We start from the raw sequence: 13,663 nt of genomic DNA on the forward strand, positions 1-13,663 counted from the left end.
CGGCCGGCAGCACACACCTCAGAAGGGGATTTTCACATGGGTATCGAGGACGCCGTCAACAAGGGCAAGGAACTCTTCGAGCAGAACAAGGACAAGATCGAAGAGGCGGTCAAGAGCGAGCAGGCTGAGGACGTCAGCGACAAGGTGCTCGACGGCGTCGCCGACTTCGCCAAGAAGATCGCACCTGGTGCGGCGGACAAGATCGACGAGATCCGCGAAGGCGCCGACAAGGCCGTCGGAAACGAGTAGTCCCTCGCACGCACTCCGAGCGGCGGTCCTTCCTCAGGGAAGGGCCGCCGCTCGTCTCATATCCGCGCGCGGGGGACTGAGACCCGGTATTCCGTCGCCCGATATCGCGTTCCTCGGCGATCATCCCGTAGAATGACTTCTGGCCGTCTGGGGATCTTACGGCCGGGAACGTCGAAGGGGTTCGACGTTCCGACGACACGCGGGGCACCCGCGTTCGATACTGGGGAACGATCTTGGGGATCATCGTGAGATGCGTGCGCTCTGCGCACCTCGGCTACTCCCTGCCTGCGCGGCGGGTCTCTCGCCGCGCCCTCGAACGAGGGGAGCGGCGTCCCTTCACGCTGCCCTCCTCGCGTTCGGTGCGCCCCCTCGCACTGGACGCCCTCCCCAAGCGGGGCGAGGCATGGGGATGCCTCGCCCCGCTCTTCTGACCCTGCCGCAGCGCCTTCGGCGCGGCGCTCTCGGAAGCGCGACACGCCCGGGTTTGCGCAAGTGAAATCCGGCATGGCAGAATAGACAGGTTCGACATTTCGGCGCGCTCCGCGTGCCGGATCACCATCACGGCAGTGCATAGGCGGCGTCGTCTCGCAAGAGATGCAGCGCAGGGACCTAGGCCGCGGATGGCAGGACATCCCCGACACCTCTTCGTAGAGGCTCCGTCATGCGTGACGGAGGGTCGGCATCCGTCCGTTGCAAGACGTGCGGGATGACAGCAGAACAGTGGTGCGCAGAACGACTCTCCGGAGTCGTCCGTAGTGCCTGGCGCGAAACCAGCGCCATCGTGCGTCCAATGCCCCAGGGTCACCCGGCCCCGGACGGTAAGACGCCTAAAGAGAGAGAGCAGACAATGGCGGGACAGAAGATCCGCATTCGCCTGAAGTCGTATGACCACGAGGTCATCGACACGTCCGCACGCAAGATCGTCGACACCGTGACCCGTGCGGGCGCAACCGTCGTCGGCCCCGTGCCCCTTCCGACCGAGAAGAACGTCGTGTGCGTCATCCGGTCGCCCCACAAGTACAAGGACAGCCGCGAGCACTTCGAGATGCGCACCCACAAGCGTCTGATCGACATCGTCGACCCGACGCCCAAGGCCGTCGACTCGCTGATGCGTCTCGACCTGCCCGCTGATGTCAACATCGAGATCAAGCTCTGAGGTCCGCCATGGTTGACATCAACGCAAAGATTTCCAAGGGCATGCTCGGCACGAAGCTCGGCATGACCCAGGTGTGGAACGAGAGCGGCAAGCTCGTTCCCGTCACAGTCATCGAGCTCGCGCCGAACGTGGTCACCCAGATCCGCACCCCCGAGAAGGACGGCTACAACGCTGTTCAGATCGCCTACGGTCAGATCGACCCGCGCAAGGTGAACAAGCCCCTCACCGCCCACTTCGAGGCCGCCGGCGTCACGCCGCGTCGCCATGTCACCGAGATCCGCACCGCGGATGCCGCTGACTACTCGCTGGGCCAGGAGCTCACCGTGGACGCGACCTTCGAGGCCGGCCAGCTGGTCGACGTCGTCGGCACCAGCAAGGGCAAGGGCACCGCCGGTGTCATGAAGCGTCACAACTTCAAGGGCGTCTCGGCTTCGCACGGTTCGCACCGCAACCACCGCAAGCCCGGCTCCATCGGCGCATCGTCGACCCCGAGCCGCGTCTTCAAGGGCATGCGCATGGCCGGCCGTATGGGTGGCGAGCGCGTGACCGTTCTCAACCTCACGGTGCACGCCGTCGACATCGAGAAGGGTCTGCTGCTCGTCAAGGGCGCCGTCCCCGGTGCTCGTGGCCGCATCGTCTACGTCCGCAACGCAGTGAAGGGTGCCTGATCATGGCTGACTCGACTCTCGCGCTCGACGTCCTCAAGGCAGACGGCAAGAAGGCAGGCTCGATCGAGCTTCCCGCCGCGCTGTTCGACGTCAAGACGAACATCCCGCTGATCCACCAGGTCGTCGTCGCGCAGCTCGCCGCCGCGCGCCAGGGCACCCACTCGACCAAGCGTCGCGGTGAGGTCTCCGGTGCAGGCCGCAAGCCCTTCAAGCAGAAGGGCACGGGTAACGCCCGTCAGGGCTCGATCCGCGCGCCGCACATGACCGGTGGTGGCATCGTGCACGGCCCCAAGCCGCGCGACTACTCGCAGCGCACCCCCAAGAAGATGATCGCCGCCGCCCTGCTGGGCGCGCTGAGCGACCGCTTCCGCGGCGACCGCATCCACGCGATCGAGTCCTTCGGCATCGACGGTGCGCCTTCGACCAAGACCGCGGTGAGCTTCCTCACCAACGTCGTCTCGTCGAAGAACGTCCTCGTGGTGATCGAGCGCAACGACGACGTGACGCTGAAGAGCATTCGCAACCTGTCGAACCTGCACGTGCTGACGTTCGACCAGCTCAACGCCTACGACGTGCTCGTCTCCGACGACATCGTCTTCACCCAGGCCGCTCTCGAGGGCTTCATCGCCTCCAAGACCGGCGCCAACCAGGAGGTCTCCGCATGAGCGAGCAGGCATCTGTTCTCCAGACGGCCCTGAACAAGGACCCGCGCGACATCATCCTGAAGCCGGTCGTGTCCGAGAAGAGCTACGGACTCATCGACGAGGGCAAGTACACCTTCCTCGTCGACCCGCGCGCTTCGAAGACCGAGATCAAGCTCGCCATCGAGAAGATCTTCGGCGTCAAGGTCGCATCGGTCAACACGATCAACCGCGTCGGCAAGGCCCGTCGCACCCGCTTCGGCACCGGCAAGCGCAAGGACACCAAGCGCGCGATCGTGGCCCTCAAGTCGGGCACCATCGACATCTTCACGGCAGTCGGCTGACCCGGGGGATAAGGACAAATAATGGCTATTCGCAAGTACAAGCCCACGACCCCGGGCCGTCGCGGCTCGTCGGTGGCTGACTTCGCCGAGATCACTCGATCGACGCCGGAGAAGTCGCTGCTGCGCCCGCTCTCGAAGACCGGTGGTCGTAACAACCAGGGCCGCATCACGACCCGTCACATCGGTGGTGGCCACAAGCGCCAGTACCGTGTCATCGACTTCCGTCGCAATGACAAGGACGGTGTCAACGCCAAGGTCGCTCACATCGAGTACGACCCCAACCGCACCGCGCGCATCGCGCTGCTGCACTACTTCGACGGCGAGAAGCGCTACATCCTCGCGCCGGCGAAGCTGAAGCAGGGCGACATCATCGAGTCGGGTCCCTCGGCTGACATCAAGCCGGGTAACAACCTGCCGCTGAAGAACATCCCGACGGGTACCGTCATCCACGCGATCGAGCTCCGCCCCGGCGGCGGCGCGAAGATGGCGCGTTCGGCCGGTGCATCCGTCCGTCTCGTCGCCAAGGACGGCCCCTACGCCCAGCTGCGTCTGCCCTCGGGCGAGATCCGCAACGTCGATGCGCGCTGCCGCGCGACCATCGGCGAGGTCGGCAACGCCGAGCAGTCGAACATCAACTGGGGCAAGGCCGGCCGCATGCGCTGGAAGGGCGTCCGCCCGACCGTGCGTGGTGTCGCGATGAACCCGGTGGACCACCCCCACGGTGGTGGTGAGGGCAAGACTTCCGGTGGACGTCACCCCGTCACTCCTTGGGGCCAGGCTGAGGGTCGTACCCGCCACGCCAACAAGGAAAGCGACAAGTACATCGTGCGTCGTCGTAACGCCGGCAAGAAGCGCAAGTAGGAGTAAGAGAAGATGCCTCGCAGTCTTAAGAAGGGCCCCTTCGTCGACGAGCACCTGCTTCGCAAGGTGGTCGTGCAGAACGAAGCCGGCACGAAGAACGTCATCAAGACCTGGTCTCGCCGGTCCATGATCATCCCGGCCATGCTGGGTCACACGATCGCGGTCCACGACGGACGCAAGCACATTCCTGTGTTCGTGTCCGAGACCATGGTCGGTCACAAACTGGGCGAGTTCGCGCCCACCCGCACCTTCCGCGGCCACGAGAAGGACGACAAGAAGGGGCGGCGCCGCTAATGGTCGAATCGATCGCACGCGTGAAGCACATCCGCGTGACCCCTCAGAAGGCTCGTCGTGTCGTCGCGCTCATCAAGGGCAAGCAGGCCCAGGAGGCTCTGGCGATCCTGAAGTTCGCACAGCAGAGCGCCAGTGAGCCGATCTACAAGCTTGTCGCGTCGGCCATGGCCAACGCGCAGGTCAAGGCGGATCGTGACGGCGAGTACCTCGACGAGCAGGACCTGTACGTGAAGAACGCGTACGTCGACGAGGGCACGACGCTCAAGCGTTTCCAGCCCCGTGCACAGGGTCGCGCTTTCCAGATCAAGAAGCGCACGAGCCACATCACGGTCGTGCTCTCGACGCCCGAGGCCGCTCCGGCTGCCGCAGGCGACAGCAACAAGAAGGCGAGCAAGTAATGGGACAGAAGGTAAACCCGTACGGCTTCCGCCTCGGTATCACCACTGATCACGTCTCTCGTTGGTTCTCGGACTCGACGAAGAAGGGTCAGCGCTACGCCGACTACGTGGCCGAGGACATCAAGATCCGTCGTCTGCTGCAGACGCAGCTCGACCGCGCCGGTGTCTCGAACATCGAGATCGAGCGCACCCGTGACCGCGTCCGCGTCGACATTCACACCGCCCGCCCGGGCATCGTGATCGGTCGTCGTGGCGCCGAGGCCGAGCGCATCCGCGGCGACCTCGAGAAGCTCACGGGCAAGCAGATCCAGCTGAACATCCTCGAGGTCAAGAACCCCGAGGCCGACGCTCAGCTCGTCGCCCAGGGCATCGCCGAGCAGCTGTCTGCTCGTGTGGCGTTCCGTCGCGCGATGCGCAAGGGTCTCCAGGGCGCGCAGCGCGCTGGCGCCAAGGGCATCCGCATCCAGGTCTCCGGCCGCCTCGGCGGCGCCGAGATGAGCCGTTCGGAGTTCTACCGCGAGGGTCGTGTGCCGCTGCACACGCTGCGCGCGAACATCGACTACGGCTTCTACGAGGCGAAGACCACCTTCGGCCGCATCGGCGTGAAGGTCTGGATCTACAAGGGCGACCTCACCGCCAAGGAGCTTGCTCGCGAGCAGGCCAACGCACCGAAGGCCCGTCGTGACGACCGTGGTGGCGACCGCCGCCGCGCGCCGCGCAACGAGGCCCCCGTCGCAGAAGGAGCGTCTGCCTGATGCTTATTCCCCGCAAGGTCAAGTACCGCAAGCAGCATCACCCGAAGCGTGATGGCCACGCCACCGGCGGCACCCAGGTGTCGTTCGGCGAGTACGGCATCCAGGCGCTCACCTCGGCCTACGTGACCAACCGTCAGATCGAGTCCGCTCGTATCGCGATGACCCGTCACATCAAGCGTGGTGGAAAGGTGTGGATCAACATCTACCCCGACCGCCCGCTCACCAAGAAGCCGGCTGAGACCCGAATGGGTTCCGGTAAGGGATCCCCCGAGTGGTGGGTCGCCAACGTCAAGCCGGGCCGTGTCCTCTTCGAGGTCGCGGGTGTCAACGAGCAGCTCGCTCGTGAAGCACTGACCCGAGCAATTCACAAGCTGCCGCTCAAGGCACGCATCATCAAGCGCGAGGAGGGCGACGCGTAATGGCGATCGGCACCAAGGAGCTCGCTCCGGCAGAGCTCGACACGTTCGAAGACCAGCGCCTCGTTGAGGAGCTGCGCAAGGCCAAGGAGGAGCTGTTCAACCTCCGTTTCCAGTCGGCCACCGGCCAGCTGGAGAGCCACGGCCGCATCCGCGCCGTCAAGCGCGACATCGCGCGTCTCTACACCGTGATCCGCGAACGCGAGCTGGGCATCCGTGCGACGCCTGCTCCGGTCGAGGCTCCGGCCAAGAAGGCGACCAAGTCGAAGGCGAAGAAGGCGGATGCCGCCGACGACGCCGTGAAGGAAGAGGCTGAGTGATGGCCACCAAGAAGGAAGCCGCTGTCGAGGCTGAGCACGCCGCACACGACGTGCGCGATGTGGATGCCCGTGGCTACCGCAAGTCGCGTCGTGGCTACGTCGTCAGCGACAAGATGGACAAGACCATCGTGGTCGAGGTCGAGGACCGCGTGAAGCACCCGCTTTACGGCAAGGTCATCCGCCGCACCTCGAAGGTCAAGGCGCACGATGAGACCAACTCCGCCGGCATCGGCGACCTGGTCCTCATCAACGAGACCCGCCCGCTGAGCGCCACCAAGCGCTGGCGTCTGGTGGAGATTCTGGAGAAGGCCAAGTGATTCAGCAGGAGTCCCGCCTCAAGGTCGCCGACAACACCGGCGCGAAGGAACTGCTCACGATCCGCGTTCTCGGTGGCTCGCGCCGCCGTTACGCGGGCCTGGGCGACACCATCGTCGCGACCGTCAAGGACGCGATCCCGGGCGGCAACGTCAAGAAGGGCGACGTCGTCAAGGCGGTCATCGTCCGCACCAAGAAGGAGACGCGCCGTCCCGACGGCTCGTACATCAAGTTCGACGAGAACGCCGCCGTGATCCTGAAGAACGACGGGGAGCCCCGCGGCACCCGTATCTTCGGCCCGGTCGGCCGTGAGCTTCGTGACAAGAAGTTCATGAAGATCGTCTCCCTGGCACCGGAGGTCATCTGATCATGGCGAAGATCAAGAAGGGCGACCTGGTTCAGGTCATCACCGGCCGCACCCAGGCCAAGGGCGGCGACCGCGGCAAGCAGGGCAAGGTCCTCGAGATCCTTGTCGGGCAGAACCGCATCATCGTCGAGGGTGTGAACTACGTCACCAAGCACTCGCGCGTCGGCCAGACGCAGCGCGGCACCAAGACGGGTGGCCTCGAGACCGTCGAGGCTCCCATCCACATCTCGAACGTCGCAGTCGTCGACCCCTCGACCAAGAAGCCGACCAAGGTCGGCCACCGGGTCGAGGAGCAGACCAAGGACGGCGTCAAGCGCACCGTCCGCGTGCGTTACGCGAAGAAGAGCGGTAAGGACCTCTGATGGCAACGACTGACGCTGCGGAGGCTGTCAAGGTGCAGCCCCGCCTGAAGGCGAAGTACAACGCTGAGATCAAGAAGGCTCTGCAGGAGCAGTTCGGCTACGCGAACGTCATGCAGATCCCCGGCCTGGTCAAGGTCGTCGTGAACACGGGTGTCGGCGAGGCAGCTCGCGACAGCAAGGTGATCGATGGTGCGGTCGACGACCTCACCAAGATCACCGGTCAGAAGCCGATCGTCACCAAGGCGCGCAAGTCCATCGCACAGTTCAAGCTGCGCGAGGGTCAGCCCATCGGTGCGCACGTCACCCTTCGCGGTGACCGCGCATGGGAGTTCGTCGACCGCCTGGTCTCGCTCGCCCTGCCCCGTATCCGCGACTTCCGCGGTCTGTCGGACAAGCAGTTCGACGGCAACGGCAACTACACCTTCGGTCTCCAGGAGCAGAGCGTGTTCCACGAGATCGATCAGGACAAGATCGACCGGGTTCGCGGTTTCGACATCACCGTCGTGACCTCCGCGAAGACGGATGACGAGGGCCGCGCCCTGCTGCGCGCACTCGGCTTCCCGTTCCGCTCGGACGACGCCCAGGCGTAAGCCCTTCGACAGGCTCAGGGACCCAGCGGGTCGCTGAGCCTGTCGAAGCGTCCGGCATCGCCTTCGCGGTGCCGTACAATTGAAGATTGCGTGTCATCGCAGGCCGTCTGTCGTGTAACGACAGCCGGAACCTCATGAACAAAGGAAAACACACATGACAATGACAGACCCGGTCGCAGATCTGCTGACCCGTCTGCGCAACGCGAACTCGGCGCACCACGATTCCGTGACTCTGCCGTCGAGCAAGCTGAAGACGCACATCGCCGAGATCCTCCAGCAGGAGGGCTACATCGCAGGCTGGGAAACCTCTGACGCCCGCGTCGGACAGAACCTCACGCTGCAGCTGAAGTACGGCCCGAACCGCGAGCGGTCGATCGCCGGCATCAAGCGCGTCTCGAAGCCCGGCCTTCGTGTCTACGCGAAGTCGACGGAGCTTCCCAAGGTTCTCGGCGGCCTCGGCGTGGCCATCCTGTCCACCTCCTCCGGTCTTCTCACCGACCGTCAGGCTGAGCAGAAGGGCGTGGGCGGAGAAGTTCTCGCCTACGTGTGGTAATTCGAAATGTCGCGTATTGGACGACTTCCCATCGATGTTCCCGCGGGCGTGACCGTTTCGGTCGACGGCCGTGAGGTCGCGGTGAAGGGCCCCAAGGGTGAGCTCACCCTGACGGTGGCCAGCCCCATCGAGGTCGCGGTCGAGGAGAACCAGGTTCTCGTCACTCGTCCCGACGACGAGCGCGCGTCGCGGTCGCTTCACGGCCTGACCCGCACGCTCATCAACAACAACATCATCGGCGTGACCCAGGGCTACACCAAGGGTCTCGAGGTCGTCGGCACCGGTTACCGCGTCGCCCAGAAGGGCAGCGCGGTCGAGTTCGCCCTCGGCTTCTCGCACCCGGTCCTGATCGACCCGCCCGCCGGCATCACCTTCACGGTCGAGGGCACCAACAAGCTCACCGTGAGCGGTATCTCCAAGCAGGCTGTCGGCGAGGCAGCTGCGAACATCCGCAAGATCCGCAAGCCTGAGCCGTACAAGGGCAAGGGTGTGCGTTACGCCGGCGAGGTCGTGCGTCGCAAGGCCGGAAAGAGTGGTAAGTAACCATGGCTCTCAAGTCAAAGTCTGACGCCCGCGCGCGTCGTCACGCCCGCCTTCGCAAGAAGGTCGTGGGCACCGAGTCGCGTCCGCGTCTCGTCGTCAACCGCTCGGCCCGCCACGTCTTCGTGCAGCTGGTCGACGACAGCAAGGGTCACACCGTGGCGTCGGCTTCGACGCTCGAGACCGACCTGCGCTCGTTCGAGGGTGACAAGACCGCCAAGGCCCGCAAGGTCGGCGAGCTCGTCGCCGAGCGCGCGAAGGCCGCAGGCGTTTCCGAGGCAGTGTTCGACCGTGGTGGCAATCGCTACGCCGGTCGCGTCGCCGCCATCGCCGACGGCGCTCGTGAAGGGGGCCTGGCACTGTGAGTGACAACAAGGAGAACGAAGTGACCGAAGCGGCTGCTGCCACTTCCGAGACGGCTGCCGGCACGACGCAGGCAGAGCCGACTCGCGATCAGCGTGATGGCCGCCGCGGTGGCCGTGACCGCAACCAGGGCGGTCGTGACCGCAACTCCCGCGACCGCGGCGACAACCAGTTCCTCGAGCGCGTCGTCACGATCAACCGCGTGTCGAAGGTCGTGAAGGGTGGTCGTCGCTTCAGCTTCACCGCTCTCGTGGTCGTCGGCGACGGCAACGGTCTGGTCGGCGTCGGTTACGGCAAGGCCCGTGAGGTCCCTCTCGCGATCGCGAAGGGCGTCGAAGAGGCCAAGCGCAACTTCTTCCGCGTTCCGCGCGTCGGCAGCACGATCCCGCACCCCGTGCAGGGTGAGGCGGCCGCCGGTGTGGTCCTGCTCCGTCCGGCTGCTGCCGGTACCGGTGTCATCGCGGGTGGTCCCGTGCGCGCCGTGCTCGAGTGCGCCGGCATCCACGACGTGCTGTCGAAGTCGCTCGGCTCGTCGAACACGATCAACATCGTGCACGCCACGGTGACGGCTCTGAAGCAGCTCGAGGAGCCCCGTGCGGTCGCCGCGCGTCGTGGCCTCGAGTTCGACCAGGTCGCACCTGCGCGTCTCGTCCGTGCCGAGGCCGAGGCTCTCGCTGCACAGAAGGTAGGTGCCTGATGGCCGCCCGGCTCAAGGTCACGCAGATCAAGTCCAAGGTGAGCGAGAAGCAGAACCAGCGCGACACGCTGCGTTCGCTCGGTCTGAAGCGCATCGGTGACAGCACCGTCCGCCCTGACGACGCCCAGACTCGCGGCTACGTCCGCGCTGTCGCCCACCTCGTCAAGGTTGAGGAGATCGACTAATGGCTGAGAAGAACGAAGCCGTCGAGGCCGAGAAGGCCCCGAAGAAGGCTGCAGCTCCCAAGGCTGCCGCCGAGAAGAAGCCTGCCGCGAAGAAGGCTCCCGCGAAGGCTGCTGCCTCCGCCAAGGCCGACACCGCTGCTGCCAAGAAGGCCGCTCCGAAGAAGGATGCTCCGGCATCCCGTCCGGGCGTCCTGAAGGTGCACCACCTGCGTCCGGTCCCCGGATCCAACACCGCGAAGACCCGTGTCGGTCGTGGTGAGGGCTCCAAGGGCAAGACCGCCGGTCGTGGTACCAAGGGCACCAAGGCTCGCAACACCGTTCGCGTCGGATTCGAGGGTGGGCAGATGCCTCTGCACATGCGCACCCCGAAGCTGCGCGGGTTCAAGAACCCGTTCCGCGTCGAGTACCAGGTCGTGAACCTGGAGAAGCTCGCGGAGCTGTACCCCGCCGGTGGCGACGTCACCGTCAGCGACCTGGTCGCCAAGGGTGCCGTTCGCAAGAACGAGAAGGTCAAGGTTCTCGGCAACGGCGACATCGCCGTGAAGCTCACCGTCTCGGTCGACAAGGTCTCGGGTTCTGCCGAGCAGAAGATCGTGGCCGCGGGCGGAACCGTCAAGTAACCACTGCGAAAGAGGGGTCGGAGAAATCCGGCCCCTCTTTTGAGTTACCCTGGTCTTTCAGCCATCTCTCGGGATTGGCAACCTTTTCAGGAGGAACGCCCTTGTTTAGCGCCATCGCGCGGATCTTCCGCACGCCCGACCTGCGTCGGAAGATCGGTTTCACTCTGGCGATCGTCGCCATCTACCGCCTCGGATCCAACGTCCCGGCTCCATTCGTGAACTTCCCGAACGTCGAGGCATGTCTTGCCGAGAACAACGGGACCGACGGACTGCTCGGACTCGTCAACCTCTTCTCGGGTGGCGCGCTGCTGCAGCTGTCGATCTTCGCGCTGGGCGTCATGCCGTACATCACGGCGACGATCATCACGCAGCTCCTGCGTGTCGTCATCCCGCACTTCGAAGCGCTGCACAAGGAGGGTCAGGCCGGACAGTCCAGGCTGACCCAGTACACGCGTTATCTCACGATCGCTCTGGCACTGCTGCAGTCGACCACGCTGGTCACGGTGGCGCGCAGCGGTCAGCTCTTCGGCAACACTGACGTCGCCGCCTGCCAGACCCTGCTCACGAACGAGGCGTGGTGGGCGCAGCTGCTCATCATCATCGCCATGACCGCCGGCACCGGCCTCATCATGTGGTTCGCCGAGCTCGTCACCGAGCGCGGCATCGGCAACGGCATGTCGCTGCTCATCTTCACCTCGATCGCCGCGACCTTCCCCGGCGCCATGTCCCTGATCTGGCAGACCAAGGGCTTCGAGATCTTCCTGATGGTGATCGCGGTCGGCATCGTCGTGATGGGACTCGTCGTATTCGTCGAACAGTCGCAGCGACGGATCCCCGTGCAGTACGCCAAGCGCATGGTCGGACGCCGCACGTACGGCGGCACGAACACGTACATCCCGATCAAGGTGAACATGGCGGGCGTGATCCCCGTGATCTTCGCGTCGTCCCTGCTGTACATCCCGGCGCTGATCGCCCAGTTCAACACGCCGCAGGACGGTTCGACGCCGGCGGAGTGGGTGACCTGGATCACCACGAACTTCACCAAGGGCGACCACCCGATCTACATGCTCGCGTACTTCCTGCTGATCATCGGCTTCACGTACTTCTACGTGGCGATCACGTTCAACCCGGTCGAGGTCGCCGACAACATGAAGAAGTACGGCGGCTTCATCCCCGGCATCCGCGCCGGTCGGCCCACCGCCGAGTACCTCGACTACGTGCTCACCCGCATCACGCTCCCCGGCTCGATCTATCTGGGTCTGATCGCCCTCATCCCGCTCATCGCCCTCGCCACGGTCGGCGCCAACCAGAACTTCCCGTTCGGTGGCGCGTCGATCCTGATCATCGTCGGCGTCGGACTCGAGACGGTCAAGCAGATCGATGCGCAGCTGCAGCAGCGTCACTACGAAGGGCTCCTCCGATGACTGCATCCGCTCGTCTCCTCATCGTCGGCCCGCAGGGTTCCGGCAAGGGCACGCAGGGCGTGCGCATCGCGGAGTCGTTCGGCATCCCGGTGGTGTCGACCGGTGACATCTTCCGCGCCAACATCAAAGAGGGCACCGAGCTCGGCCAGCAGGTCACGGCGATCCTCGAGGCGGGCGACCTCGTCCCCGACGAGCTGACGAGCGCGATCGTGCGCGACCGCCTCTCCCAGGACGACGCGGCAGCAGGCTTCCTGCTCGACGGGTATCCTCGCAACACCCACCAGGTGGAGCACCTCGACGAGTTCCTCGCAGGGCGTGGCGAGTCACTCGACGCCGTGATCCTGCTCGACGTGCCGCGTGGAGAGAGCATCGCCCGTCTCGCGCTTCGCGCCACCGAGCAGGGGCGTACCGACGACACCCCCGAAGCGATCGCGCACCGTCTCGACATCTACGAGAACGAGACCGCCCCGATCCTGTCGGTGTACGGTCCCCGCGGCATCGTCGACACCATCGACGGCGTGGGCAGTCTCGACGAGATCACCGAGCGCATCTTCGCCGCTCTCGACGCACGCGGTCTCCGCGTCGCCGTCTGAGATGTTCCGTCGTTCGATCTACAAGACCCCGGCACAGCTGCAGTCGATGGTCGAGCCGGGGCTGATCACAGCAGCGGCGCTTGATGCCGTGGCTCCGCTCATCTGGCCTGGAGTCTCGACTCTCGAGCTCGACACCGAGGCGAACCGCGTCATCCTGGAGCGCGGAGGCGAGTCGAACTTCCAGCTCGTGCGCGGATACCACCACACGATCTGCGTCTCGGTGAACGAAGAGGTCGTTCACGGCATCCCGGGCGACCGGGTGCTCGAGGCCGGCGACATCGTCTCCGTCGACGGGGGAGCGCAGTTCCAGGGATGGAACGGCGACAGCGCCCGCACCTTCATCGTTCCCGGCGAGGCGGATGCCGGGCTGGTCGCCCGGCGGCAGGAGCTCTCGCGCGTTACCGAGGGGGCGATGTGGGCGGGCATCGCCGCGATGGCGTCCGCCTCGCACATCGGCGATCTCGGCGCAGCGATACAGGAGTACATCGAGGCGCAGGGCGTCTCGGAGGTCTCGGGGCGCACCTACGGGATCCTTCGGGAGTACGTGGGCCACGGCATCGGCCGCAAGATGCACGAAGCGCCGAGCGTCTTCAACTACCGCACGCCCGACCCCGGCGCCGAGATCAAGCCGGGCCTGGCTCTCGCGATCGAGCCGATGGTCACCGCCGGCGGCGAGGAGACCTTCGTCGAAGACGACGACTGGACCGTCTCGACCATCGACGGCTCCGACGGCTCGCACTGGGAGCACAGCGTCGCGGTGCACGCCGATGGAATCTGGGTGCTGACTGCCGAGGACGGCGGAGCCGCGGGCCTTGCGCCCTTCGGTGTCGTCCCCACTCCCATCGCCTAGACAGGCGGCATGCGGCTGCGCGCCAGGCGTGGTATTCCTTCCGCAGGACTCATTTTGGTGAGAAATCATTCTGCGCGCGAGACATCGTGCCAGGCGTGGTGT

25 protein-coding genes are annotated in these 13,663 nt (G+C 65.4%); all 25 read left to right on the forward strand.

Features of this window, described 5'->3' with window-relative positions; translation table 11 throughout:
* Positions 1-36: 36 nt before the first annotated feature.
* Positions 37-249: a hypothetical protein gene (locus ACI3KT_RS02000; protein WP_292910309.1), complete on the forward strand. Its 213-nt coding sequence runs from the start codon at positions 37-39 to the stop codon at positions 247-249.
* Between the two features lie 254 nt (positions 250-503).
* Positions 504-680: a hypothetical protein gene (locus tag ACI3KT_RS02005; protein ID WP_307298603.1), complete on the forward strand. Its 177-nt coding sequence runs from the start codon at positions 504-506 to the stop codon at positions 678-680.
* Positions 681-1,096: 416 nt separating this feature from the next.
* On the forward strand, positions 1,097-1,405 hold the full coding sequence (gene rpsJ, locus ACI3KT_RS02010; RefSeq protein WP_017201594.1) for a 30S ribosomal protein S10: 309 nt from the start codon (positions 1,097-1,099) through the stop codon (positions 1,403-1,405).
* A gap of 8 nt (positions 1,406-1,413) precedes the next feature.
* Complete coding sequence (rplC, locus tag ACI3KT_RS02015) at positions 1,414-2,073, forward strand: 50S ribosomal protein L3 (RefSeq protein ID WP_292910311.1); 660 nt, start codon at positions 1,414-1,416, stop codon at positions 2,071-2,073.
* A gap of 2 nt (positions 2,074-2,075) precedes the next feature.
* Entirely contained in the window at positions 2,076-2,738 is a 663-nt protein-coding gene (gene rplD, locus ACI3KT_RS02020; RefSeq protein WP_307298599.1) for a 50S ribosomal protein L4, read from the forward strand.
* Entirely contained in the window at positions 2,735-3,058 is a 324-nt protein-coding gene (rplW, locus tag ACI3KT_RS02025; RefSeq protein WP_292910315.1) for a 50S ribosomal protein L23, read from the forward strand. Before rplD ends, rplW begins: the two co-directional genes overlap by 4 nt.
* 21 nt (positions 3,059-3,079) lie before the next feature.
* Positions 3,080-3,919 (forward strand): 50S ribosomal protein L2, encoded by an 840-nt coding sequence (rplB, locus tag ACI3KT_RS02030; RefSeq protein ID WP_292910317.1) that lies wholly within the window; start codon positions 3,080-3,082, stop codon positions 3,917-3,919.
* A 12-nt stretch (positions 3,920-3,931) separates the two neighbouring features.
* Positions 3,932-4,213, forward strand: coding sequence for a 30S ribosomal protein S19 (rpsS, locus tag ACI3KT_RS02035; protein WP_017201589.1), 282 nt, complete (start codon positions 3,932-3,934; stop codon positions 4,211-4,213).
* Positions 4,213-4,611 carry a 50S ribosomal protein L22 gene (gene rplV / locus ACI3KT_RS02040; RefSeq protein ID WP_050722498.1) on the forward strand — a complete coding sequence of 133 codons (399 nt, stop codon included), beginning with the start codon at positions 4,213-4,215 and terminating at the stop codon, positions 4,609-4,611. The genes rpsS and rplV overlap by 1 nt, the downstream gene beginning before the upstream one ends.
* Positions 4,611-5,366 carry a 30S ribosomal protein S3 gene (gene rpsC / locus ACI3KT_RS02045; RefSeq protein ID WP_045256216.1) on the forward strand — a complete coding sequence of 252 codons (756 nt, stop codon included), beginning with the start codon at positions 4,611-4,613 and terminating at the stop codon, positions 5,364-5,366. The genes rplV and rpsC overlap by 1 nt, the downstream gene beginning before the upstream one ends.
* Positions 5,366-5,785: a 50S ribosomal protein L16 gene (gene rplP, locus ACI3KT_RS02050; protein WP_292910324.1), complete on the forward strand. Its 420-nt coding sequence runs from the start codon at positions 5,366-5,368 to the stop codon at positions 5,783-5,785. Before rpsC ends, rplP begins: the two co-directional genes overlap by 1 nt.
* Positions 5,785-6,102 carry a 50S ribosomal protein L29 gene (gene rpmC, locus ACI3KT_RS02055; RefSeq protein WP_067121112.1) on the forward strand — a complete coding sequence of 106 codons (318 nt, stop codon included), beginning with the start codon at positions 5,785-5,787 and terminating at the stop codon, positions 6,100-6,102. Before rplP ends, rpmC begins: the two co-directional genes overlap by 1 nt.
* Entirely contained in the window at positions 6,102-6,419 is a 318-nt protein-coding gene (gene rpsQ / locus ACI3KT_RS02060; RefSeq protein ID WP_292910327.1) for a 30S ribosomal protein S17, read from the forward strand. Before rpmC ends, rpsQ begins: the two co-directional genes overlap by 1 nt.
* On the forward strand, positions 6,416-6,784 hold the full coding sequence (gene rplN / locus ACI3KT_RS02065) for a 50S ribosomal protein L14 (RefSeq protein WP_025102399.1): 369 nt from the start codon (positions 6,416-6,418) through the stop codon (positions 6,782-6,784). The genes rpsQ and rplN overlap by 4 nt, the downstream gene beginning before the upstream one ends.
* 2 nt (positions 6,785-6,786) lie before the next feature.
* A complete protein-coding gene (gene rplX, locus ACI3KT_RS02070) occupies positions 6,787-7,146 on the forward strand; it encodes a 50S ribosomal protein L24 (protein WP_292910329.1) in 360 nt (119 codons plus the stop codon).
* Positions 7,146-7,736, forward strand: a complete 591-nt coding sequence (rplE, locus tag ACI3KT_RS02075) for a 50S ribosomal protein L5 (protein WP_045256211.1) — start codon at positions 7,146-7,148, stop codon at positions 7,734-7,736. The genes rplX and rplE overlap by 1 nt, the downstream gene beginning before the upstream one ends.
* A gap of 154 nt (positions 7,737-7,890) precedes the next feature.
* On the forward strand, positions 7,891-8,289 hold the full coding sequence (rpsH, locus tag ACI3KT_RS02080; RefSeq protein ID WP_207482440.1) for a 30S ribosomal protein S8: 399 nt from the start codon (positions 7,891-7,893) through the stop codon (positions 8,287-8,289).
* Between the two features lie 6 nt (positions 8,290-8,295).
* The gene (rplF, locus tag ACI3KT_RS02085) at positions 8,296-8,832 is read left to right on the forward strand and encodes a 50S ribosomal protein L6 (RefSeq protein WP_307298584.1); all 537 of its coding nucleotides are present in this window, start codon (positions 8,296-8,298) and stop codon (positions 8,830-8,832) included.
* A 2-nt stretch (positions 8,833-8,834) separates the two neighbouring features.
* Positions 8,835-9,194, forward strand: a complete 360-nt coding sequence (rplR, locus tag ACI3KT_RS02090) for a 50S ribosomal protein L18 (RefSeq protein WP_292910337.1) — start codon at positions 8,835-8,837, stop codon at positions 9,192-9,194.
* A 20-nt stretch (positions 9,195-9,214) separates the two neighbouring features.
* Entirely contained in the window at positions 9,215-9,889 is a 675-nt protein-coding gene (gene rpsE / locus ACI3KT_RS02095) for a 30S ribosomal protein S5 (RefSeq protein WP_268748601.1), read from the forward strand.
* Positions 9,889-10,074: a 50S ribosomal protein L30 gene (rpmD, locus tag ACI3KT_RS02100; RefSeq protein WP_130498108.1), complete on the forward strand. Its 186-nt coding sequence runs from the start codon at positions 9,889-9,891 to the stop codon at positions 10,072-10,074. The genes rpsE and rpmD overlap by 1 nt, the downstream gene beginning before the upstream one ends.
* Positions 10,074-10,694: a 50S ribosomal protein L15 gene (gene rplO, locus ACI3KT_RS02105; RefSeq protein WP_307298579.1), complete on the forward strand. Its 621-nt coding sequence runs from the start codon at positions 10,074-10,076 to the stop codon at positions 10,692-10,694. Before rpmD ends, rplO begins: the two co-directional genes overlap by 1 nt.
* Before the next feature lie 101 nt (positions 10,695-10,795).
* On the forward strand, positions 10,796-12,118 hold the full coding sequence (gene secY, locus ACI3KT_RS02110; protein ID WP_292909491.1) for a preprotein translocase subunit SecY: 1,323 nt from the start codon (positions 10,796-10,798) through the stop codon (positions 12,116-12,118).
* On the forward strand, positions 12,115-12,711 hold the full coding sequence (locus ACI3KT_RS02115) for an adenylate kinase (RefSeq protein ID WP_404902249.1): 597 nt from the start codon (positions 12,115-12,117) through the stop codon (positions 12,709-12,711). Before secY ends, ACI3KT_RS02115 begins: the two co-directional genes overlap by 4 nt.
* A gap of 1 nt (position 12,712) precedes the next feature.
* On the forward strand, positions 12,713-13,561 hold the full coding sequence (map, locus tag ACI3KT_RS02120) for a type I methionyl aminopeptidase (protein WP_404902252.1): 849 nt from the start codon (positions 12,713-12,715) through the stop codon (positions 13,559-13,561).
* Positions 13,562-13,663: the final 102 nt, after the last annotated feature.

The sequence above is a fragment of the Microbacterium sp. ZW T6_19 genome (assembly GCF_044987465.1).
GTDB lineage: Bacteria > Actinomycetota > Actinomycetes > Actinomycetales > Microbacteriaceae > Microbacterium > Microbacterium natoriense_A.